Source organism: Vibrio sp. Isolate25 (assembly GCF_022398025.1).
Classification (GTDB): domain Bacteria; phylum Pseudomonadota; class Gammaproteobacteria; order Enterobacterales; family Vibrionaceae; genus Vibrio; species Vibrio coralliilyticus_A.
In genome coordinates, this window is the sequence record NZ_JAKEUT010000002.1 from 121,274 (window position 1) to 140,634 (window position 19,361).

The window sequence follows — 19,361 nt, forward strand, 5'->3', positions numbered from 1 at the left end:
GATGAGCAATGCGCCTTTAAATAACGGTCGCAGACGTTTCTTGACAGCAACAACGGCGGTTGTTGGTGGTCTCGGAGCAGCTGCTGTCGCCGTTCCTTTTATTAAATCTTGGAACCCAAGTGAGAAAGCAAAAGCTGCGGGTGCCCCTGTTGAAGTTGACATAGGTAAACTTGAAGAAGGGCAGATGGTTCGTGTTGAGTGGCGTGGTAAACCTGTCTGGGTTGTCCGCCGAGCACAATCTGTCGTAGATGCGCTGAAAAATATTGACGGTCAACTTCGTGATCCAGCGTCAGGCGAAGAGCAACAGCCAACTTATGCTCAAAACGCCTACCGTTCTATTAAGCCTGAGTACTTTGTCGCTGTAGGTATCTGTACTCACCTAGGGTGTTCGCCGACTTATTTACCGGACAGTTTTAGCGAACAAGTTCAAGGTGTTAAATCAGGTTTCTTCTGCCCTTGTCACGGTTCCAAGTTTGATATGGCTGGCCGCGTATTCCAAGGTGTACCAGCCCCACTAAACTTGGTTGTTCCAAAGCACATGTATCTCAGTGATACTAAGATTATCATCGGTGTTGACGAAGAAGGGGAGGCATAATGCAAGCTCTACTTGACTGGGTAGAAAAACGTCTACCCGCAATGAATGCGTATAAGAAACACCTTTCTGAGTACCCGATGCCAAAGAACTTTAACTTTTGGTATCTTTTTGGCTCTCTAGCAATGCTGGTATTGGTTAACCAGATTCTGACAGGTATTTGGCTAACAATGAACTATGTTCCATCTGGTGATGGGGCGTTTGCTTCAATCGAATATATCATGCGTGATGTCGAATACGGTTGGTTACTGCGTTACATGCACTCGACAGGTGCTTCGGCATTCTTTGTCGTGGTCTATCTGCACATGTTCCGCGGTTTAATCTATGGCTCTTACCAGAAGCCTCGTGAGCTACTGTGGATCTTCGGTATGCTTATCTTCTTAGTGTTGATGGCTGAAGCCTTCATGGGCTACCTACTTCCATGGGGTCAGATGTCCTACTGGGGAGCCCAGGTAATCATTTCACTATTTGGTGCGATTCCTGTTATTGGTGACGATTTGACACTATGGATTCGTGGTGACTACGTTATTTCTGGTGCAACGCTGAACCGTTTCTTCGCTTTACACGTTATTGCATTGCCAATCGTACTTCTGCTGCTTATTGTTCTACACGTATTAGCACTACACGAAGTGGGTTCAAACAACCCAGATGGTATCGAAACTAAGCTGCCTAAAGGCACCATGGGCGACGATTACAAGACGCAGTTCAAGTTCCACGATTACTACTCGAAGAAATACGATATCATCGATTCTATTCCGTTCCATCCTTACGGTACGGTTAAAGACATGGTTGGTGTAGCAGGCTTCCTGTTCTTGTTCTGTTACGTGTTGTTCTTTAACCCTGAGATGGGTGGATACTTCCTTGAGCCGCCTAACTTTGAAGCGGCAAACCCACTGAAAACACCAGAGCACATTGCTCCAGTATGGTACTTCACACCTTTCTACGCGATTTTGCGTGCGGTACCTGATAAGTTACTAGGTGTTATCGCGATGGGAGCGTCAATTGCGGTTCTATTCGTTCTGCCTTGGCTGGATCGTTGTAAGGTTCGCTCTTACCGTTACCGTAGTAAATTCCATTTGTTTAATATCATCCAGTTTACGATCAGCTTTATTGCTCTGGGTATTCTTGGTGCGCTTCCTGCTACACCAACGTACACACTGCTAGCTCAGATCTTTAGCTTAGCTTACTTCATGTTCTTCGTACTGCTGTACTTCTACAGTAAGAACGAAGCGACTAAGCCACTACCAGAAAGGGTGACATTCAAATGAAAAAATGGATTGTAATTCTATTTGCAATGCTGCCTTCTCTGGCGATGGCAGCGGGTGCAAACGTACCGCTAGACAAAGCAAACAATGACCTAAGTGATCAAGCATCACTACAAAACGGTGCCAAGCTGTTCATGAACTACTGTTTTGGCTGTCACTCAGCGCAGTATCAACGTTATGAGCGGGTTGCACGTGACATCGGTATTCCGGTCGAACTACTGAAAGAGAACCTGATTTTCGATCCTAATGCGAAAGTCGGTGATTTGATGGAAAACGCAATTCCTGATGAATCCGCAGCCAAATGGTTTGGTGCTACGCCTCCTGATCTAACTTTGGTTGCTCGTGTTCGTGGCTCTGACTGGCTATACACATACCTGCGTTCTTTCTACGAAGACCCATCTCGCCCGTTTGGTGTAAACAACGTTGTTTTCCCAAGCGTAGGTATGCCGCACGTTCTCGAAGAACTACAAGGGATTCCTAAACCAGTTTATGAGACTAAAATCGTAGAAGGCGAGGAGCATAAAGTTGTCGTTGGTGTTGAAACCGACGGGACTGGTGAGCTGAACCAAGAAGAGTACGACGATGCTGTTCGTGATTTGGTGAACTTCCTAGAATACTCTGGTGATCCAGTGAAACTAGAGCGTCACGCATTAGGCTGGTGGGTAATGGCATTCCTCGTTATCTTCACTATTGTGGTTGTTCTGCTTAAGAAAGAGTATTGGCGTGATGTGCACTAATTGTGCTATCATACTGTGCTAATTCCCAATTTTATTGTTGATAATGGAGGCTTAGCCTCCATTATTTTTTATATCTGTAAGTGTGCTGGAGGGCTCCATGGCTGTAGCTGCCAATAAACGTTCTGTGATGACTCTATTTTCAAGTGCATCTGATATGTATAGCCATCAGGTACGTATTGTACTGGCTGAAAAAGGTGTAAGTGTCGAAGTTGAACTGGTTGATGAAGGAAATCTTCCCGCAGAGCTGATTGAGCTAAACCCGTATAAATCAGTACCCACTTTAGTTGATCGTGAGCTAGCGCTTTACGATTCGAAAATCATCATGGAATATCTGGATGAGCGTTTTCCCCATCCTCCATTGATGCCTGTATACCCAGTTGCACGTGGTAACAGCCGTTTGATGATTTACCGTATTGAGAAAAACTGGTACTCACTGGCAGAGAAAGTGGTAAAAGGTAACGTTGAAGAAGCGGAAGCTGCGCGCAACAAATTGCGCAATGATCTGCTGACTCTCGGCCCTGTATTTGCAGAGTTTGAATACTTTATGAGTGAAGAGTTCAGTTTGATCGATTGTTACCTTGCTCCGTTATTGTGGCGCTTGCCTCAGCTAGGTATTGAACTCACTGGCCCAGGTTCGAAAGAGTTGAAAGTGTACATGAACCGCGTATTTGAGCGTGATTCATTCCTAGCTTCACTGACCGAGGCAGAACGTGAAATGCGTCTGAGTCGCTAATTGGAAGCGAAATGGACATAACTAATATGACACCTCGCCGACCTTATATGCTTCGAGCATTTTATGATTGGCTGGTAGATAATGATTTAACACCTCATTTAGTCGTTGAGGCAACCTTGCCTGGTGTTCGTGTTCCTGTTGAGTTTGTTCAGGATGGGCAAATTATTCTCAATATTGCTCCACGAGCAGTAGGTAACCTTGAACTAGGTAATGAAGCGATTACGTTTAGTGCGCGTTTCTCTGGTCGTCCTCACTCCGTTATTGTACCTCTGTATGCGGTCCAAGCCATTTATGCTCGTGAAAACGGTGCAGGGACCATGTTTGAGCCTGAAGAAGCATATATGGATGACTTTGATGGAGGTACATCTGGCGTTGAAGAATTTTCGGAAGAAGATTCAGGTTTGTCTTTGGCTACGGAAGCTTTTGAAGAAGAACCCACCCCGGATGACGAACCACCTAGACCTAAAGGCCGACCAAGCTTAAGAGTCATCAAATGAAAAAAGCAGCGTATTCGCTGCTTTTTTGTCTTTTATGAATTAAATTTTAATTTCCAGTCTGAAATGCTTTGATGACTTGTTTTACACCTGAAATATTACGTGCCACCTCTACAGCCACATCCGCTTGTTCTGGTGATACATAACCAAGTAAAAATACTTCTTTATCCTCGGTAATGACTTTCACTTTTACTCCATTAAGCTCGCTATTTGTCAGTAGTGCTGATTTGACTTTGGTTGTTATCCAACTATCGTGACTGATTTGACCAACTGATAGCGGGGCTTTAATTCGCACTTGGTTGTGGACTTTCTTAACACCTTTTAAATCTCTTGTTTTGCTTACAAACTGATTAAGAAGATCTTGGTTACTGGCTTGGCCCATTAATACCACCGTCCCGTCATACGAGCTTGCTGTAATTCTTACTTCTCGCTGAAAAGGTGGTTTATTTGCAAGGCCGGCAACTTCAAACTCGATATTATTATCATCCCACATTTCTTGGGTTGTTCGGGTATCAGTCACCACATTAACAGTGGTTGCCGCTCCCGCTACAAATAAACCAGCGCATCCAGTGGTGCTAAGCAGCATACAAATGATGACAAAAGTTTTAAGATGTTTCATAACTTACTCTTCGTGAGCTGGAAATAGGACTTGATCGATAAGATCACATAAGCAGTGAAGCGTCACCATATGCACCTCATGGATCCTTGCTGTTCTGTGAGATGGAATTCGAATTTCAACATCATTCTCACCTAGTAAGCCAGCCATTTCACCACCGTCTTTTCCTGTGAAAGCAATGATGGTCATATCGCGTGTTACAGCCGCTTCCATGGCCTTAATGATGTTTTTGCTGTTACCACTGGTAGAAATAGCCAACAAAATATCACCGGCTTGTCCAAAAGCTCTAACCTGCTTTGAGAAGATTTCTTCATAATGGTAATCATTGGCGACCGCAGTTAAGGTGGTATTATCCGCAGTGAGGGCCATGGCAGGTAGACTCGGACGCTCCGTCTCAAAGCGGTTTAGCAGGCAAGAAACAAACTGTTGAGCGTTAGAAGAGGAGCCTCCATTACCACAGCATAGAATTTTATTACCATTAAGTAAGCTGGCGACCATTGCCTGAGCTGCATGGGTAATCGCATCGGGCAGGGCCTCTGCGGCTGCAATCTGAATTTGAATACTTTCTGTAAAGCTGTCTTTAATGCTGTCTAGCATCGATTATCCTTGAGTTATTGCGTTTTTTATCCAGTCGATCTGCTTACCTTGCTGGTGCATGGCCACTAAGTCAAATCGAAAATCAGTAGTATGTACGGATTTACCCTGCTTCATCAGCCACGTGTTTGCAGCGTGAATAAGTTTGTTCATCTTGCATGGGGTGACGGTTTCTGCTGCGTGACCGTAACGCTGGTTTGAACGATAACGTACTTCAATGAATACGATAGTCGAACCGTCAAGCATTATAAGATCGAGTTCCCCACCTTTGGAATGGAAGTTTTTACCGATTGGGGAAAGCCCTTGGCGGATCAAATATTGCTCCGCCAAGGCCTCATAATGCTCGCCGCTTTGACGTTTATTTAGCCACGCCATGTTCGGCCCAACTCATCTCACGTTGCACCACACAATCTTTGTTGATGCTTAACACTCCAGTATTACCCTGTAATGTATGCCCATCAACGACCTTCATTTGTGGTAACTGCTCCATCAGTAAGTAGGCGTCCATACCTAAAGCTTGTAAGCGCTTTTCTGCATTAGAATCTTTTGGCCACAGTTGCTCCATCTGGGCTTCAAGTGCCTCATTTGGCTGAATGAGCAGTGGAATATCACTGTACATGACGCCAGAGAGATCTTCATACTGTTGGCGACCGCTATTACTACGAGAGTTAGAAAACAGCTTTGGTGGCACTGTGTCGGGGTTTACGGCCACTTCGATGAATGGTTTGATCAGAGTTAGCTCGGAGCTGCCTGCAACAATGTAAACCGCATCAATATCGCGGCGGCTACGTGGTTGGCTTTCCAAAGGTATCGCCAGCAATGACTCCATTTGGGCAATATGCTGCTGACTCTCTTGTAGGCCAAAGACTTTATTGATATCGCGCTGTAATTGACGCTTATCGCCAAACAGGTTAACGGCTACTTTGTCTTTACTGTATTTCTTCCATTCTTCTTCAAATGCTTCAACAACACGTGTCCCTAATCGACCTTGTGGGGCGAGGATTAGTGGGTAGCGATAACCTTGAGTAAATAAGTGCTTGGCAGCTTGTGCTACCTCTTGATCAGGAGAGAGCGCCAAATAGCAGGTATTGTTGCCAGACTCTAAGTTATCAGGAATATTTAAAGCTAGAGTCGGTAATGGACGAGAGAAGCTTGCTTGAGCTTGCTGGAGCTTTTCAATATTGCTTTTGATTAGCGGACCGACCACGAAATCGACATTTTTCTCCACTAAAGTCCGCTCAAGTTGTTCAGGTGTTACGGTATTGGTATCAATGACTGTCAGGTTGGCGTTTTCATCGCGTTCTGTGTCATTCATCATTTCCAAAATAAAGCCATCACGAATGAGCTGGGCCTGCTTGGCAAACTTACCAGATAAAGGCAGTAGTAGTGCTGTGCTGACGGGCTTGACCACTTCAAGATTCAGGATATCGACAATTGCTTGTGGGGTATAGGTAGCCGCTGGGTGGCTTGGATTTTCTGCCAACCACTTTTCCAGTGTATTTTTTAGTTGTGGGATGTTACTGGATAGTGTTTTGGTATAAATAGCCAACTGTAACCAGCCATCAAGCACCTCTTCATCAGCTTCCGCAGAGAGTTCGGTTATCTGATCCTGATTGTATTGGTTGAGGTTGCTCCAAATGTTTTGGGCAATGGCCGTTTGTTTTGCTCTTTCAACGAACTCAGCAGACCGAGTCAGCTCACGAGCCGCTTCAAAATACTGACCTTGTTGAGTCAATAGCTGCGCGCGTAGCTGGTGGTAGTCCTTCCATTGCTCGTCGGCTAAGTTCCATGATGGGTTAAACTTCAGCTGACTAAGTGCTTGCTCATACTGCTCTTGTTTATTCAGTATCTCTGCATGAGCAAGTTGCCACTCAGCTTGCTGTAAATGAGAAAGTTTTTGTCTAGATAAGCGTTTTACTAGCAAATCAGCCTGTGTTAAGTCATCCGATTCTATGGCTGCTTTTAATGCCATGATTAACCAGTCACTCTGAATACTTCCTACGCTGCTGTCTGCCCGCATCAGGTAAGTTTGCATGGATTGGTTCGGATCTAGCGTAATATCAACGTTGGTTGGTGTTGAAGGTGCGGTAGAACAAGCTGCCAGTGTGACAGCAAGGGCTACAGGAGTCAGTAAGCGTGTTACACTGAGTCGCTTTTGGTTTTTCATGGCCATGAGTTATTAACTAATTCCGTATAAAATTGTGTCTATATTAATCGTTGAAGTGATGGTAAACAAATGACAGATAACAAAACCTTACCAACTGAGGTCCCAACTCTCTATATTGTCCCGACTCCAATTGGCAATTTAGGTGATATCACTCAACGTGCGCTCGATGTTTTAACCGGTGTGGATCTCATTGCTGCCGAAGATACGCGTCATACTGGCAAATTGTTGTCTCATTTTGGTATTCCGACAAAAACTTTTGCACTGCATGATCATAATGAACAGCAAAAAGCGCAAGTTCTGGTTGAGAAACTGTTATCTGGGTATTCAATTGCCTTAGTTTCTGATGCTGGAACACCTTTAATCAGTGACCCAGGGTATCACTTGGTTACAAAATGTCGTCAAGCGGGCGTTAAAGTTGTGCCACTTCCTGGTGCTTGTGCAGTGGTGACTGCGTTAAGTGCTTCAGGCTTACCGTCAGACAGATTCAGCTTTGAAGGCTTTTTACCGGCAAAAAGTAAAGGACGTAAAGATAAGTTTCTTGAGATTGCCAAAGCGGAGCGTACTTGCATCTTTTATGAATCACCGCACCGTATTGTGGACTCTCTACAGGACATGTTAGAGATATTAGGGCATGAGCGTGAAGTTGTATTAGCTCGTGAGCTGACTAAGACATTCGAAACTATTCACGGATTACCGTTAGGAGAACTCGTGGATTGGGTCAAAGCGGATGAGAATCAACAAAGAGGTGAAATGGCGTTGTTGATCCATGGTTACCGCGCGGCCGCAGAAGACACTCTTCCTGAAGAAGCAACTCGGACATTGGCTATCTTAACGAAAGAGCTGCCTTTGAAGAAAGCGGCTGCTATGGCGGCAGAAATCTATAACTTGAAGAAAAATGCCCTGTATAAATGGGGATTAGAACATCTCAATTGAGGCTACAGGTGATTCACACCTTCGCTCATTTTCTAAGCATTTGCTCTTTGGTTGACGGTTAATCTGTGATCTCGCTAGACACTGAGTAGCAATCTCTATACAATCCGCTTCGGAGTTGACTGGGTAGTCGCTGCTTCATTGATGTCCTTTTAACCTTGTGTTGGGGAGACTGATGAAGGGGAGGAAAGTCCGGGCTCCATAGAGCAGGGTGCCAGGTAACGCCTGGGGGGCGCAAGCCCACGACAAGTGCAGCAGAGAGAAGACCGCCGATGGCTCGTAAGAGTACAGGTAAGGGTGAAAGGGTGCGGTAAGAGCGCACCGGACGACTGGCAACAGTTCGTTGCAAGGTAAACTCCACCCGGAGCAAGACCAAATAGGCTTCCACATTGCGTTGCTCGCGTAAGGAAGCGGGTAGGTTGCTTGAGCCAGTGAGCGATTGCTGGCCTAGACGAATGGCTACCACCGCGCAAGCGGAACAGAACCCGGCTTACACGTCGGCTCCACCTATTCGAGACCCATCGTAACGTCCGCGTTATGATGGGTTTTTTGCTTTTTGTTGACGAAATTAATTCTGCAAGCACTAAACTTAGCGCAATATCACGTGTTCGGAGCTGCGATGGGTGACGATCACCTTCTAAATCAGTACACTGGAAAGTTTGAGCGCGCCTGTGCGAGAGCGAGATAAAAACCATGACCGAAGAATTTAAGCACATTTCTGTATTACTGCATGAGTCTATCGACGGCTTAGCGATTAAGCCTGATGGCACCTACATTGACGGTACATTTGGTCGTGGTGGTCACAGCCGCCAAATTCTTGCGCAGTTGGGTGAAAATGGTCGCCTTTTTAGTATTGATCGCGACCCGCAAGCCATTGCTGAAGCAAAGACGATCGATGACCCTAGGTTCACCATCATTCATGGCCCATTTTCTGGTATGGCGACGTACGCAGAAGAGCGAGGCCTAGTTGGTCAAGTTGATGGTGTTTTGCTTGATTTAGGTGTTTCCTCACCTCAGCTTGATGATGCCGAACGCGGCTTCAGTTTTATGAAAGATGGTCCACTAGATATGCGTATGGACCCGACATCGGGTATTCCTGTCTCACAGTGGTTGATGGAAGCCGATCTTGATGACATCACTTGGGTTATTCGTGAGTTTGGTGAAGATAAACATGCTCGCCGCATTGCTAAAGCGATCGTTGCTTACCGTGAGAATGAAGAAAACGAACCGCTGACGCGTACAGGTCAGCTCGCTAAACTTATTTCTGATGCGGCGCCAAAGAGTTTTAAAGAGAAAAAGCACCCCGCCACGCGTTCATTCCAAGCGTTTCGTATTTACATCAACAGTGAGTTGGAAGAAATTGAGACTGCTTTAAAGGGAGCGGCGAGTATCCTAGCCCATGAAGGCCGCCTATCAGTGATCAGTTTCCATTCACTGGAAGACAGAATGGTGAAGCGTTTCATTCGTAAAGAGAGCAAAGGTCCAGAAGTACCTCATGGAATTCCCATGACAGAAGCTCAGATCAAAGCGCTAGGAAGTGCGAACCTCAAACCTATTGGCAAAGCGATCAAACCTTCGAAACAAGAAATTGATGTAAATACACGCTCTCGCAGTTCAGTACTGCGCATTGCGGAGAAACTCTAGCCCCGATGAGTAAATCTACGCCTAATCTCGCCAAGCTAATTGCCCTTGACCTATTTACCGTTGGTCGGGTGCCTTTGCTGGTATTGATCATGATCTTCGCATCAGCGATGGGGGTAGTATTTACCACCCATCACACACGTCAAGCGATTACCGAGAAAGATCAGGCTCTACAAGAAAGGGAAAGGCTAGACAATGAATGGCGTAACCTTTTGATTGAAGAAACTGCCTTAGCGGAGCACAGCAGAGTGCAAGAAATTGCTAAAGATGAGTTGCAGATGAAACGCCCAGACTCAGATAAAGAAGTGATTATCGACCTCCCATGAGTAAAACTAAAGTCTCCTCAGCTGCTAAGAAAAAAGCTGTTGCAGAACAGCCGAGCTTGATCCGTTGGCGTTTTTATTTAGTGCTGTTGTTTGTTTTTGGTGCTTTCGCGGCGCTGGTGACAAGAATTGCCTATATCCAAATCGTTGAGCCTGACAACCTTATTCAGCAAGGCGATTTACGTTCCGTTCGCGCGAAGACTATTCATTCTGCGCGAGGGATTATTTCTGATCGTAACGGTGAACCTCTTGCTGTTAGCGTGCCTGTGGAAGCCGTTTGGGCCGATCCCGCAACGATTTTCAAACGTAATGGTTTTGCCAACATGGATCGCTGGTATGCACTGGCCGATGTTCTTGGCCTTGACCGTCAAGACATGATCGACAAAATTCGTAACAATGCATCCCGTCGTTTTATCTACCTTCAGCGCCAAGTAAGTCCTGCGATGGCACACTATATCCGTGAGCTTAAGCTTGCTGGTGTGGGGCTGAAAGCTGAATCTCGTCGTTATTACCCCACGGGAGAGGTCAGTGCTCACTTAGTCGGTGTGACAGGGATTGATGGTCATGGTCTAGAAGGGGTTGAACGCAGTTACGATAAATGGTTGACCGGTGAAGCGGGCAAGCGGATCATTCGCAAAGATCGATATGGTCGGGTGGTGGAAAACATTTCTTTGGAAGAGCATGAAGAAGGTAAACCACTGGAGTTGACCATTGATCAGCGTATTCAGGCAATTGCCTATCGATCGATTAAACAGGCGGTGGCGGATTATCGCGCCACATCCGGGACGGCAGTCATATTGGATGTGAAGACGGGGGCCGTATTGGCTATGGTCAATGCGCCATCCTACAACCCGAATAACCGCTCTGATCTCCAGTCAGCTAAAATGCGTAACCGTGCGATTACCGATGCGTTTGAACCCGGCTCAACGGTGAAACCATTTGTTGTATTGGCGGCACTTGAAAATGGCGTAGCGGATAAGGATACGATCATTGATACTGGCAATGGCCTGATGCCGATTGGGGGGCAAAGAGTCCGTGATACCTCCAAAGTCGGTAAGGCTGATTTAACCACTATCTTGAAAAAATCAAGTAATATTGGTGTGGCCAAGCTGGCACTTGATATGCCATTGGAAGCACTTCTTGGTATGTATAGTTCGGTGGGCTTTGGTGAAATGTCAGGGCTTAACCTTGTTGGTGAAACTCCGGGTATTTTTCCCAACCGACGCCGTTGGTCCAAGTTTGAAATCGCGACTTTAGCCTTCGGCTATGGTTTGACGATTACGCCTCTTCAGCTTGCGCATGCCTATGCTACGTTAGGTAATTTTGGTAAGTATCAGCCGATCCATATTATTGAAAATAACCAGCAAGATTTATCCCGCCAAGTAATCGATGAAGATGATGCGCATATGGTGCTGAATATGCTAGAGACGGTTACCCAACCTGGCGGTACCGCGACTAAAGCGGCGGTCCCTGGTTATCGTGTTGCAGCCAAAACCGGTACGTCACGTAAGGCGATAGCGGGTGGTTATGGTGACGAGTACTTTGCATATACGGCAGGAGTTGCCCCTGTTAGCAACCCACGAGTCGCTTTAGTCGTAGTTGTCAATGAACCTCAAGGGGACAACTATTATGGGGGCTCTGTTGCTGGTCCTGTATTCTCTGAGATATTGAAAGGAACGCTTCAGATCCTCAATGTCGCTCCTGATGAAAACCGATTTAAAGAAGAATAAGTGAGGCGTTAAATGTCCAAAGAACTCACGCTGGTCAATCTGCTTGCACCTTGGGTTGAATTGTCATCTCAGGACGGTGGCAAGATTGTAATTTCAAAGTTGGAGTTAGACAGCCGTAAAGTGATATCTGGCTCTACATTTGTTGCTATTAAAGGTCATGTTGTTGATGGCAGAAAATTTATCGGCTCTGCTATTGAGCAAGGAGCAAATGCGATCATTGCTGAAGCTGATGAGCGGCAAGTTCATGGCTCTGTTGAGTTTTTGGATGATGTTCCCGTCATATATATCGCGCATTTGACTCGTCATCTGTCTGAACTCGCGAATCGCTTGTTGCCGCTTAAACACAATCAATTGATTGCGGTGACAGGGACCAATGGCAAAACGACCATTACTCAGCTGATTGCTCAGTGGTTAGAGTTAACAGGGCGGCGTGCAGCGGTGCTTGGAACAACGGGCAATGGCTTTTTAGACTCACTAACGCCGGCCGCCAATACCACGGGCAATGCGCTTGACATTCAACAAACGCTAGCGGATCTAGAAAGCCAGGGTGCGCAGTATACGGCAATGGAAATCTCATCCCATGGCTTGGTTCAAGACCGTGTCAAAGCACTGAGTTTTGCGGTTGGAGTCTTCTCTAATCTCAGCCGTGATCACCTTGATTACCACGGTACGATGGAAGAATACGCCCGGGCTAAGCTATCTTTATTTACTCATCATGATTGCGCTCACGCTGTGATCAATATTGATGATCCTGTCGGCGCTGCTTGGGCAGAGCAGCTCGAAGGTTGTACTCCGGTTTCTTTATCTCCGATACCAAACGGCAACGGACTCTTTGCCACTGATGTTAAATATTCAGAAGCAGGCATTACGTTGTCGTTTTCTGGGCAGTACGGCGAAGGCCATTTTACGGTGCCACTGATCGGAGCTTTTAATGCCAGTAATGTGTTGGTGGCTTTTGCGGCTTTACTGTCTTTAGGGATTGAGAAACAAGCATTAATGGACTGTGCCAGTCAGCTTAAGCCGGTATTAGGCCGTATGGAACTGTTCCATGCCAAAGGGAAAGCCAAAGTCGTGGTGGATTATGCCCATACGCCTGACGCTTTAGAAAAAGCGCTGTCCGCCTTAAAAGTACATTGCCAAGGGCGACTCTGGGCCATATTTGGCTGTGGGGGGGATCGGGATACAGGTAAGCGCCCGATGATGGCGTCTATTGGTGAAGCTTTAGCCGACGTGGTCATCTTAACGGATGATAATCCCCGTAGCGAATCGCCTTCAGCAATAGTAGAAGATATGCTGGCGGGTATGGTTTCACCTGATGGTGCGATTATTGAACATGACCGTTATAAAGCATTAGCGCATGCTTTGCAGAATAGTGAGGCAGAGGACATTATTTTGCTTGCTGGCAAAGGCCATGAAGATTATCAGGTGCTGGCGAATGAAACGGTTTACTACTCCGATCGCGAGTCTGCTAAGCAACTTCTGGAGCTATAACACTATGATTACTTTGATGCTATCTCAGCTTGTTGATGTGCTTGATGCTCAACTTATCGGTAATGATACCGCTATTCATTCCGTTTCTACTGATACTAGGACCATTGAGTCAGACTCTTTGTTTGTGGCGCTGGTTGGCGAAAAGTTTGATGCTCATAACTTTGTCCAGCAAGCGGTTGAATCGGGTGCCAGTGCTTTATTGGTCAGTAAAGCGGTGGATGTTCAAATACCACAGTTATTAGTGGAAGATACTAAAGCTGCGCTGGGTAAATTAGGTCAATTTGTTCATCAAGTCTGTCAGACACCGACTGTTGCGATTACGGGTAGCTGCGGTAAAACGACGGTTAAAGAAATGGTTGCGAGCATTATGGTGCAAAAAGGCCAAGTGCTGTATACCGCAGGCAATTTTAACAATGATATTGGCGTGCCACTCACTTTACTGCGTTCTCAGCCGGAAGATGATTTTGCCGTGATTGAGCTGGGCGCGAATCACATCGGTGAAATTGCTTATACCACACGACTTGTCAATCCTGATGTTGCATTGGTCAACAATGTTGCTGCTGCTCACTTAGAAGGCTTTGGTTCAATGGACGGAGTCAAGCAAGCGAAAGGTGAAATTTATCAAGGCCTAAAACCGGGGGCGGTCGCGATTGTCAATTTAGACAGCAATGGCGGTCACTACTGGCAGGAAGTGTTATCTGACAAAACGGTGAAGACATTCTCACTGTCCGATAACAGTGCAGAATATAAAGCGCGTAATGTAATAATGAGCGAAAATGGTAAGGCATCTTTTACCATTGATACACCGAATACATCATTGAATGTTAAGCTCGGTATTATTGGACAACACAATGTGGCCAATGCGCTTGCCGCAACAGCTCTAGCAATGGAGCTTGGGGCTACGCCAGAAATGATCGTGTCTGGCCTTGCTAACTTATCAAAAGTGAAAGGCCGAGTTGAAACTGTCGAACTAACCGATAGCATAAGGTTGATTGATGACAGTTATAATGCCAGCGTTCCTGCTATGAAAGCGGCTGCAGACTTATTAAACAGCTTTGATGGTATACGCTGGTTGATTGTGGGCAATATGGCTGAGTTAGGTGAGGAAAGTCTTGCACTTCATCGTCAAGTCGGTGAACATGCGGCCCCATTTAAATTTGAACACGTGCTTACTTATGGCGCTGACGCCAAAGCGATCAGTGACGTTTGTCAAGGAAAGCACTTTGATACTCATGAAAGCATGATTGAGTTTATTAAGCAGCAGCTCAACCTGAATACAGGCTCTCAAACATTACTTGTTAAAGGAGCAAACAGTGCAGGAATGGGCAAGATCGCCGCTGCTTTAAAGGAGATGTATACATGATCATTTGGCTTGCAGAGCTTCTACAGCCATACTTTTCATTCTTCCGTTTATTCGAATACTTATCGTTTCGTGCCATTGTTAGTGTCTTGACAGCATTAGGTATCTCGCTCTGGATGGGGCCGCTTATGATCCGCCGTTTGCAGATGTTGCAAATTGGCCAGGTAGTTCGTAACGAAGGTCCCGAGTCACACTTTAGTAAACGTGGCACCCCAACGATGGGGGGAGTCATGATCTTGACTGCGATAACAACTACCGTTCTCCTTTGGACTGATCTCTCTAACCCATATGTATGGGCTGTGCTCGCGGTTTTAATTGGCTATGGTGCCGTCGGTTTTGTTGATGATTATCGTAAAGTGGTACGTAAAAATACTGATGGTCTTATTGCTCGTTGGAAGTATTTTTGGCAGTCAGCAATTGCTTTGGTGGTTGCTTTTGCATTGTATGCTTATGGCAAAGATACGACGGCCACCCAGCTTGTTGTCCCTTTCTTTAAAGACATCATGCCCCAGTTAGGTTTGATGTATATCGTACTGACTTACTTTGTGATTGTAGGGACGAGTAATGCCGTAAACCTGACCGATGGTTTGGATGGTTTGGCTATTATGCCAACAGTATTAGTGGCCGCAGGCTTTGCGGCAATTGCCTGGGCAACAGGTAACGTTAACTTTGCGAATTATCTGCATATTCCCTATGTTCCTCATGCGTCAGAGCTTGTGGTGGTATGTACTGCTATTGTCGGTGCAGGTTTAGGCTTTCTTTGGTTCAATACCTATCCAGCACAAGTCTTCATGGGTGATGTGGGGTCACTGGCTCTGGGGGGCGCTTTAGGGACTATCGCTGTCCTTGTACGACAAGAGTTCGTTTTAGTGATCATGGGCGGTGTATTTGTAATGGAGACACTGTCAGTGATTTTACAGGTTGGTTCATACAAGTTGCGTGGTCAGCGCATTTTCCGTATGGCGCCGATTCATCATCACTATGAATTGAAAGGATGGCCAGAGCCTCGTGTGATTGTTCGCTTTTGGATCATTTCAATTGTTCTGGTTCTTGTTGGCTTAGCAACACTGAAAGTACGTTAAGGAAAATCAACTTGACTATGGAACGCTGGCAAAACATAGAGAGTGTTGTGGTGGTAGGGCTCGGTATTACCGGGCTCTCAGTCGTTAAGTACTTAGCGAACTTGCCATATAACTTAACCATTCGTGTTATCGACACTCGAGATAATCCCCCAGGTAGAGAAGCGCTGCCTAAGCAAGTGGAGTTGCATTCTGGTGGCTGGCGCTTAGATTGGTTATCCGCAGCAGACTTGATAGTTGCTAACCCTGGGATTGCATTAGCGACTCCGGAATTAAAGCGAGCAAGAGAGGCCGGTATTCCAATTGTCGGCGATATCGAATTATTTGCATGGCAGGTCGAAAAGCCAGTCGTCGCAATCACTGGTTCAAACGGTAAGAGCACAGTGACCGACTTGATGGGGGTTGTTGCCAATGCTGCCGGTGTTAAGACCGTTATTGGTGGCAATATAGGGGTTCCTGCATTGGATTTATTGGAGCAAGAAGCCGAGCTATATGTACTCGAATTATCGAGTTTTCAGTTAGAAACCACGTCGAGCCTTAACCTTAAAGCGGCTGCATTTTTAAATTTATCTGAAGATCATATGGATCGCTATGATGATATGAGTGGTTATCGTCAGGCTAAGCTTCGTATTTTTGAGCATGCACAGGCGTGTATTGTCAATGCGGATGATCCTGCGACTTATCCTGACCAGGTCAATTTTCCTCTGATTGAGTTTAGCTTGGATAAAGCCTGTGATTTCCACCTCCAGACATTGGGTGGACGAGAGTATCTGTCTCACCGAGAGCGGAGTTTACTGGCTGCTGATGATCTGAGCTTAGTCGGAAGACATAATGTCGCTAATGTTTTGGTTGTACTAGCGCTACTTACTCAGGTGGGCATTGATGTATCTCTTGGGCTTGAGGCGCTGAAATCTTACAACGGGCTGACACATCGATGTCAGGTGGTTGTGGATAATCAAGGCGTTAAGTGGGTAAACGACTCCAAAGCGACCAATGTAGCTAGCACCCTAGCGGCACTCTCAGGGTTATCACTTACTGGTAAGTTGTATCTATTAGTGGGAGGCGATGGGAAAGGTGCGGACTTTTCTGAATTGCAACCTGCACTCAGTCAGCTAAATGTTCAGCTCTGTTGTTATGGTGCTGATGGTGATAAGTTTCTCCCTCTACACCCAGAGGCAAAACGTTTTGAGACGCTTGATGAAATTGTTCGATGGGTGAGTTCACAAGTTGAGTCGGGAGATATGGTTATGCTGTCTCCGGCTTGTGCGAGTTTTGATCAATTTAAGAACTTTATGGCTCGCGGTGATGCTTTTACAGCTTTAGCCAAACAATACGCATAGTGAAGCAACTTGGATGCAGATACGCCATTTTTTCTTGAAGACTCAACGCTGGCTGACCACTTCGTCACCGGAAGTTTTGTTCGATCGTCAACTAGTGTGGATTTCTCTCGGTCTGATGCTAACTGGCTTAGTAATGGTGACATCAGCGTCATTTCCGATCAGTTCCCGTTTAACGGATCAGCCTTTCCACTTTATGTTTCGTCATGCTGTTTTTTTGGTGCTGGCATTATCAACCGCTAGTGTCATTTTACAGGTGCCACTGAAGAAATGGTCGGAATACAGTACATTGTTGCTAGGGTTCTCCTTTTTTCTCCTGGTGGTTGTGCTCGTCGCAGGCAAATCAGTTAACGGTGCTTCTCGCTGGATCCCCCTTGGTTTGTTTAACCTTCAACCTGCAGAAGTGGCTAAGCTATCGCTGTTCATTTTTATGTCGGGTTACTTGGTCCGAAAACATGAAGAAGTGAGATCGAGCTTCTTTGGTGGCTTTATCAAACCCATCATGGTGTTTGGCACCTTAGCAAGTTTGCTGCTGCTTCAGCCTGATCTCGGGACAGTCATCGTAATGCTTGTCACCTTGTTTGGCATGTTGTTTATTGCTGGGGCAAAACTCACTCAGTTTCTAGCTTTGATGGTGGTGGGGATCGCTTCTGTCGTGGGCTTAATTCTGATTGAACCCTACCGAATGCGTCGAGTCACTTCCTTCTTAGACCCTTGGGAAGATCCGTTTGGTAGTGGCTATCAGCTGACTCAGTCTTTAATGGCCTTTGGCCGAGGTGAGTGGTTTGGCCAAGGTTTAGGAAACTCTATTCAAAAATTAGAATATTTACCTGAAGCGCATACGGATTTTGTATTTGCAGTATTAGCTGAAGAGCTAGGCTTTATTGGTGTAGTTCTGGTGTTAATGCTGATTTTTAGCCTCGTTGTCAAAGCGATACTGATTGGTCGTAGAGCTTTCGATAGTGATTTATTGTTTGGTGGGTATCTCGCGTTCGGTATTGGGATCTGGTTTGCTTTTCAGACATTAGTTAATGTTGGGGCAGCAGCAGGTATGGTGCCAACGAAAGGGCTGACACTGCCTTTGATCAGTTATGGTGGTTCGAGCTTGATAGTTATGTCGACTGCGGTAGCAATATTACTTCGCATTGATCATGAATGTCGGCTTATTGCTTTGAATAGCGAGCCGAAACAGAAAGAAGAAAATGAAAAAGAATAAAAGATTGATGGTGATGGCTGGAGGCACTGGCGGTCATGTTTTTCCAGGCCTAGCGGTTGCAAAAAAACTACAGCAGCAAGGGTGGGAGATTCGTTGGCTCGGAACCTCTGATCGTATGGAAGCGGAATTGGTACCTAAGCACGGAATTGATATTGACTTTATTAAAGTCAAGGGGCTACGAGGTCAGGGACTGTCACGTATGATTAAAGCCCCTTTTCAAATCTGGAATGCCATACTGCAAGCAAAAAAACACATGCAACGCTGGCAGCCTGACGTTGTACTTGGTATGGGGGGGTATGTCAGTGGTCCAGGTGGTGTTGCTGCGAAGATGTTAGGTATTCCGGTCGTTTTACATGAGCAGAACGCTGTTGCAGGGTTAACTAACCAGTGGCTATCACGCATTGCGTCTAAAGTATTCCAAGCTTTTCCCGGAGCTTTCCCCAATGCCGAAGTTGTGGGTAACCCCGTTCGCCAAGACGTAGTGGCATTACCTAGCCCAGAGCATAGGATGTCAGAGCGAGGTGGTAAAATCCGGATTCTGGTTATGGGAGGCAGCCAAGGCGCGCAAATTCTCAATCGCACTATGCCTGAAGTGATGTCAAAACTTGGGGCTGAGTACGAAATTCGCCACCAAGCGGGTAAAAATAATCAGGTAGAAGTGGCAACGGCCTATGAGGCGCTTAACGTCACAGACGTACAAGCAACGGAGTTTATTGATGACGTTGCTGAAGCTTATGCGTGGGCTGACTTGTTAGTATGTCGCTCTGGCGCTTTAACTGTCTCCGAAGTATCGGCTGCTGGTGTTGGGGCTGTGTTTATTCCGTTTATGCACAAAGACAGGCAGCAAGCACTAAACGCTGATCATTTGGTTGAATGTGGTGCTGCAAAAATGATTGAGCAACCTGATCTTACCGTCGAGAAATTAACCGAACAGATCCAGCGATTGGATCGCCAACAACTGCTTGATATGGCCAAAAGAGCCCGAGAAGCTGCCAAGCTGGATGCAGATACCAAAGTGGCTGATGCCATTATTGCGCTAACGAATTAACGAGAAAT

Annotated in this window: 19 protein-coding genes and 1 other RNA gene; 16 read left to right on the forward strand and 4 right to left on the reverse strand. The window is 46.0% G+C overall.

Features of this window, described 5'->3' with window-relative positions; all coding sequences use genetic code 11:
* Position 1 precedes the first annotated feature (1 nt).
* From petA to sspB, 5 genes are all read left to right on the forward strand, one after another.
* Positions 2 to 595: a ubiquinol-cytochrome c reductase iron-sulfur subunit gene (gene petA, locus L1D15_RS07250; RefSeq protein WP_239837726.1), complete on the forward strand. Its 594-nt coding sequence runs from the start codon at positions 2 to 4 to the stop codon at positions 593 to 595.
* Positions 595 to 1,860 carry a cytochrome bc complex cytochrome b subunit gene (locus tag L1D15_RS07255; RefSeq protein ID WP_239865137.1) on the forward strand — a complete coding sequence of 422 codons (1,266 nt, stop codon included), beginning with the start codon at positions 595 to 597 and terminating at the stop codon, positions 1,858 to 1,860. The genes petA and L1D15_RS07255 overlap by 1 nt, the downstream gene beginning before the upstream one ends.
* A complete protein-coding gene (locus tag L1D15_RS07260; protein ID WP_239875188.1) occupies positions 1,857 to 2,594 on the forward strand; it encodes a cytochrome c1 in 738 nt (245 codons plus the stop codon). The genes L1D15_RS07255 and L1D15_RS07260 overlap by 4 nt, the downstream gene beginning before the upstream one ends.
* A 97-nt stretch (positions 2,595 to 2,691) precedes the next feature.
* The gene (gene sspA, locus L1D15_RS07265; protein ID WP_239837723.1) at positions 2,692 to 3,327 is read left to right on the forward strand and encodes a stringent starvation protein SspA; all 636 of its coding nucleotides are present in this window, start codon (positions 2,692 to 2,694) and stop codon (positions 3,325 to 3,327) included.
* An 11-nt stretch (positions 3,328 to 3,338) separates the two neighbouring features.
* Positions 3,339 to 3,824 (forward strand): ClpXP protease specificity-enhancing factor, encoded by a 486-nt coding sequence (gene sspB / locus L1D15_RS07270; RefSeq protein ID WP_239865132.1) that lies wholly within the window; start codon positions 3,339 to 3,341, stop codon positions 3,822 to 3,824.
* Between the two features lie 46 nt (positions 3,825 to 3,870).
* On the opposite strand, the gene L1D15_RS07275 is transcribed toward sspB, so the two are convergent.
* The 4 genes from L1D15_RS07275 to L1D15_RS07290 are packed head-to-tail and all read right to left on the reverse strand — an operon-like array spanning position 3,871 to position 7,204.
* Positions 3,871 to 4,440 (reverse strand): BON domain-containing protein, encoded by a 570-nt coding sequence (locus L1D15_RS07275; RefSeq protein WP_239865130.1) that lies wholly within the window; start codon positions 4,438 to 4,440, stop codon positions 3,871 to 3,873.
* Positions 4,441 to 4,443: 3 nt separating this feature from the next.
* Positions 4,444 to 5,034 carry a phosphoheptose isomerase gene (locus tag L1D15_RS07280; RefSeq protein ID WP_045976171.1) on the reverse strand — a complete coding sequence of 197 codons (591 nt, stop codon included), beginning with the start codon at positions 5,032 to 5,034 and terminating at the stop codon, positions 4,444 to 4,446.
* Positions 5,035 to 5,037: 3 nt separating this feature from the next.
* Positions 5,038 to 5,406 (reverse strand): YraN family protein, encoded by a 369-nt coding sequence (locus L1D15_RS07285; RefSeq protein ID WP_239837720.1) that lies wholly within the window; start codon positions 5,404 to 5,406, stop codon positions 5,038 to 5,040.
* Complete coding sequence (locus tag L1D15_RS07290; RefSeq protein WP_239875189.1) at positions 5,390 to 7,204, reverse strand: penicillin-binding protein activator; 1,815 nt, start codon at positions 7,202 to 7,204, stop codon at positions 5,390 to 5,392. The genes L1D15_RS07285 and L1D15_RS07290 overlap by 17 nt, the downstream gene beginning before the upstream one ends.
* Positions 7,205 to 7,267: 63 nt before the next feature.
* On the opposite strand from L1D15_RS07290, the gene rsmI reads away from it, so the two are divergent.
* From rsmI to murG, 11 genes are all read left to right on the forward strand, one after another.
* Entirely contained in the window at positions 7,268 to 8,131 is an 864-nt protein-coding gene (gene rsmI, locus L1D15_RS07295; RefSeq protein ID WP_239875190.1) for a 16S rRNA (cytidine(1402)-2'-O)-methyltransferase, read from the forward strand.
* 111 nt (positions 8,132 to 8,242) lie between these two features.
* Positions 8,243 to 8,637, forward strand: an RNA gene (rnpB, locus tag L1D15_RS07300) — RNase P RNA component class A.
* Positions 8,638 to 8,821: 184 nt separating this feature from the next.
* Positions 8,822 to 9,772, forward strand: a complete 951-nt coding sequence (rsmH, locus tag L1D15_RS07305; protein WP_239875191.1) for a 16S rRNA (cytosine(1402)-N(4))-methyltransferase RsmH — start codon at positions 8,822 to 8,824, stop codon at positions 9,770 to 9,772.
* Positions 9,773 to 9,777: 5 nt separating this feature from the next.
* Complete coding sequence (gene ftsL, locus L1D15_RS07310) at positions 9,778 to 10,095, forward strand: cell division protein FtsL (protein ID WP_239875192.1); 318 nt, start codon at positions 9,778 to 9,780, stop codon at positions 10,093 to 10,095.
* Positions 10,092 to 11,822: a penicillin-binding transpeptidase domain-containing protein gene (locus L1D15_RS07315; protein WP_239837715.1), complete on the forward strand. Its 1,731-nt coding sequence runs from the start codon at positions 10,092 to 10,094 to the stop codon at positions 11,820 to 11,822. Before ftsL ends, L1D15_RS07315 begins: the two co-directional genes overlap by 4 nt.
* 12 nt (positions 11,823 to 11,834) lie before the next feature.
* Positions 11,835 to 13,313 (forward strand): UDP-N-acetylmuramoyl-L-alanyl-D-glutamate--2,6-diaminopimelate ligase, encoded by a 1,479-nt coding sequence (gene murE / locus L1D15_RS07320; protein ID WP_239875193.1) that lies wholly within the window; start codon positions 11,835 to 11,837, stop codon positions 13,311 to 13,313.
* A gap of 4 nt (positions 13,314 to 13,317) precedes the next feature.
* Positions 13,318 to 14,676, forward strand: a complete 1,359-nt coding sequence (murF, locus tag L1D15_RS07325; protein WP_239875431.1) for a UDP-N-acetylmuramoyl-tripeptide--D-alanyl-D-alanine ligase — start codon at positions 13,318 to 13,320, stop codon at positions 14,674 to 14,676.
* On the forward strand, positions 14,673 to 15,755 hold the full coding sequence (gene mraY, locus L1D15_RS07330; protein WP_239837713.1) for a phospho-N-acetylmuramoyl-pentapeptide-transferase: 1,083 nt from the start codon (positions 14,673 to 14,675) through the stop codon (positions 15,753 to 15,755). The genes murF and mraY overlap by 4 nt, the downstream gene beginning before the upstream one ends.
* Before the next feature lie 17 nt (positions 15,756 to 15,772).
* The gene (murD, locus tag L1D15_RS07335; RefSeq protein ID WP_239875194.1) at positions 15,773 to 17,092 is read left to right on the forward strand and encodes a UDP-N-acetylmuramoyl-L-alanine--D-glutamate ligase; all 1,320 of its coding nucleotides are present in this window, start codon (positions 15,773 to 15,775) and stop codon (positions 17,090 to 17,092) included.
* A gap of 13 nt (positions 17,093 to 17,105) precedes the next feature.
* A complete protein-coding gene (ftsW, locus tag L1D15_RS07340; RefSeq protein ID WP_239875195.1) occupies positions 17,106 to 18,305 on the forward strand; it encodes a cell division protein FtsW in 1,200 nt (399 codons plus the stop codon).
* A complete protein-coding gene (murG, locus tag L1D15_RS07345) occupies positions 18,292 to 19,353 on the forward strand; it encodes an undecaprenyldiphospho-muramoylpentapeptide beta-N-acetylglucosaminyltransferase (RefSeq protein WP_239875196.1) in 1,062 nt (353 codons plus the stop codon). Before ftsW ends, murG begins: the two co-directional genes overlap by 14 nt.
* Positions 19,354 to 19,361 lie beyond the last annotated feature (8 nt).

Excerpts from the sequence above, each read along its gene's own strand:
- petA (WP_239837726.1), top strand. The coding sequence starts at position 2 with ATGAGCAATGCGCCTTTAAATAACGGTCGCAGACGTTTCTTGACAGCA.
- L1D15_RS07255 (WP_239865137.1), top strand. The coding sequence starts at position 595 with ATGCAAGCTCTACTTGACTGGGTAGAAAAACGTCTACCCGCAATGAAT.
- L1D15_RS07260 (WP_239875188.1), top strand. The coding sequence starts at position 1,857 with ATGAAAAAATGGATTGTAATTCTATTTGCAATGCTGCCTTCTCTGGCG.
- sspA (WP_239837723.1), top strand. The coding sequence starts at position 2,692 with ATGGCTGTAGCTGCCAATAAACGTTCTGTGATGACTCTATTTTCAAGT.
- sspB (WP_239865132.1), top strand. The coding sequence starts at position 3,339 with ATGGACATAACTAATATGACACCTCGCCGACCTTATATGCTTCGAGCA.
- L1D15_RS07275 (WP_239865130.1), bottom strand. The coding sequence starts at position 4,440 with ATGAAACATCTTAAAACTTTTGTCATCATTTGTATGCTGCTTAGCACC.
- L1D15_RS07280 (WP_045976171.1), bottom strand. The coding sequence starts at position 5,034 with ATGCTAGACAGCATTAAAGACAGCTTTACAGAAAGTATTCAAATTCAG.
- L1D15_RS07285 (WP_239837720.1), bottom strand. The coding sequence starts at position 5,406 with ATGGCGTGGCTAAATAAACGTCAAAGCGGCGAGCATTATGAGGCCTTG.
- L1D15_RS07290 (WP_239875189.1), bottom strand. The coding sequence starts at position 7,204 with ATGGCCATGAAAAACCAAAAGCGACTCAGTGTAACACGCTTACTGACT.
- rsmI (WP_239875190.1), top strand. The coding sequence starts at position 7,268 with ATGACAGATAACAAAACCTTACCAACTGAGGTCCCAACTCTCTATATT.
- rsmH (WP_239875191.1), top strand. The coding sequence starts at position 8,822 with ATGACCGAAGAATTTAAGCACATTTCTGTATTACTGCATGAGTCTATC.
- ftsL (WP_239875192.1), top strand. The coding sequence starts at position 9,778 with ATGAGTAAATCTACGCCTAATCTCGCCAAGCTAATTGCCCTTGACCTA.
- L1D15_RS07315 (WP_239837715.1), top strand. The coding sequence starts at position 10,092 with ATGAGTAAAACTAAAGTCTCCTCAGCTGCTAAGAAAAAAGCTGTTGCA.
- murE (WP_239875193.1), top strand. The coding sequence starts at position 11,835 with ATGTCCAAAGAACTCACGCTGGTCAATCTGCTTGCACCTTGGGTTGAA.
- murF (WP_239875431.1), top strand. The coding sequence starts at position 13,318 with ATGATTACTTTGATGCTATCTCAGCTTGTTGATGTGCTTGATGCTCAA.
- mraY (WP_239837713.1), top strand. The coding sequence starts at position 14,673 with ATGATCATTTGGCTTGCAGAGCTTCTACAGCCATACTTTTCATTCTTC.
- murD (WP_239875194.1), top strand. The coding sequence starts at position 15,773 with ATGGAACGCTGGCAAAACATAGAGAGTGTTGTGGTGGTAGGGCTCGGT.
- ftsW (WP_239875195.1), top strand. The coding sequence starts at position 17,106 with ATGCAGATACGCCATTTTTTCTTGAAGACTCAACGCTGGCTGACCACT.
- murG (WP_239875196.1), top strand. The coding sequence starts at position 18,292 with ATGAAAAAGAATAAAAGATTGATGGTGATGGCTGGAGGCACTGGCGGT.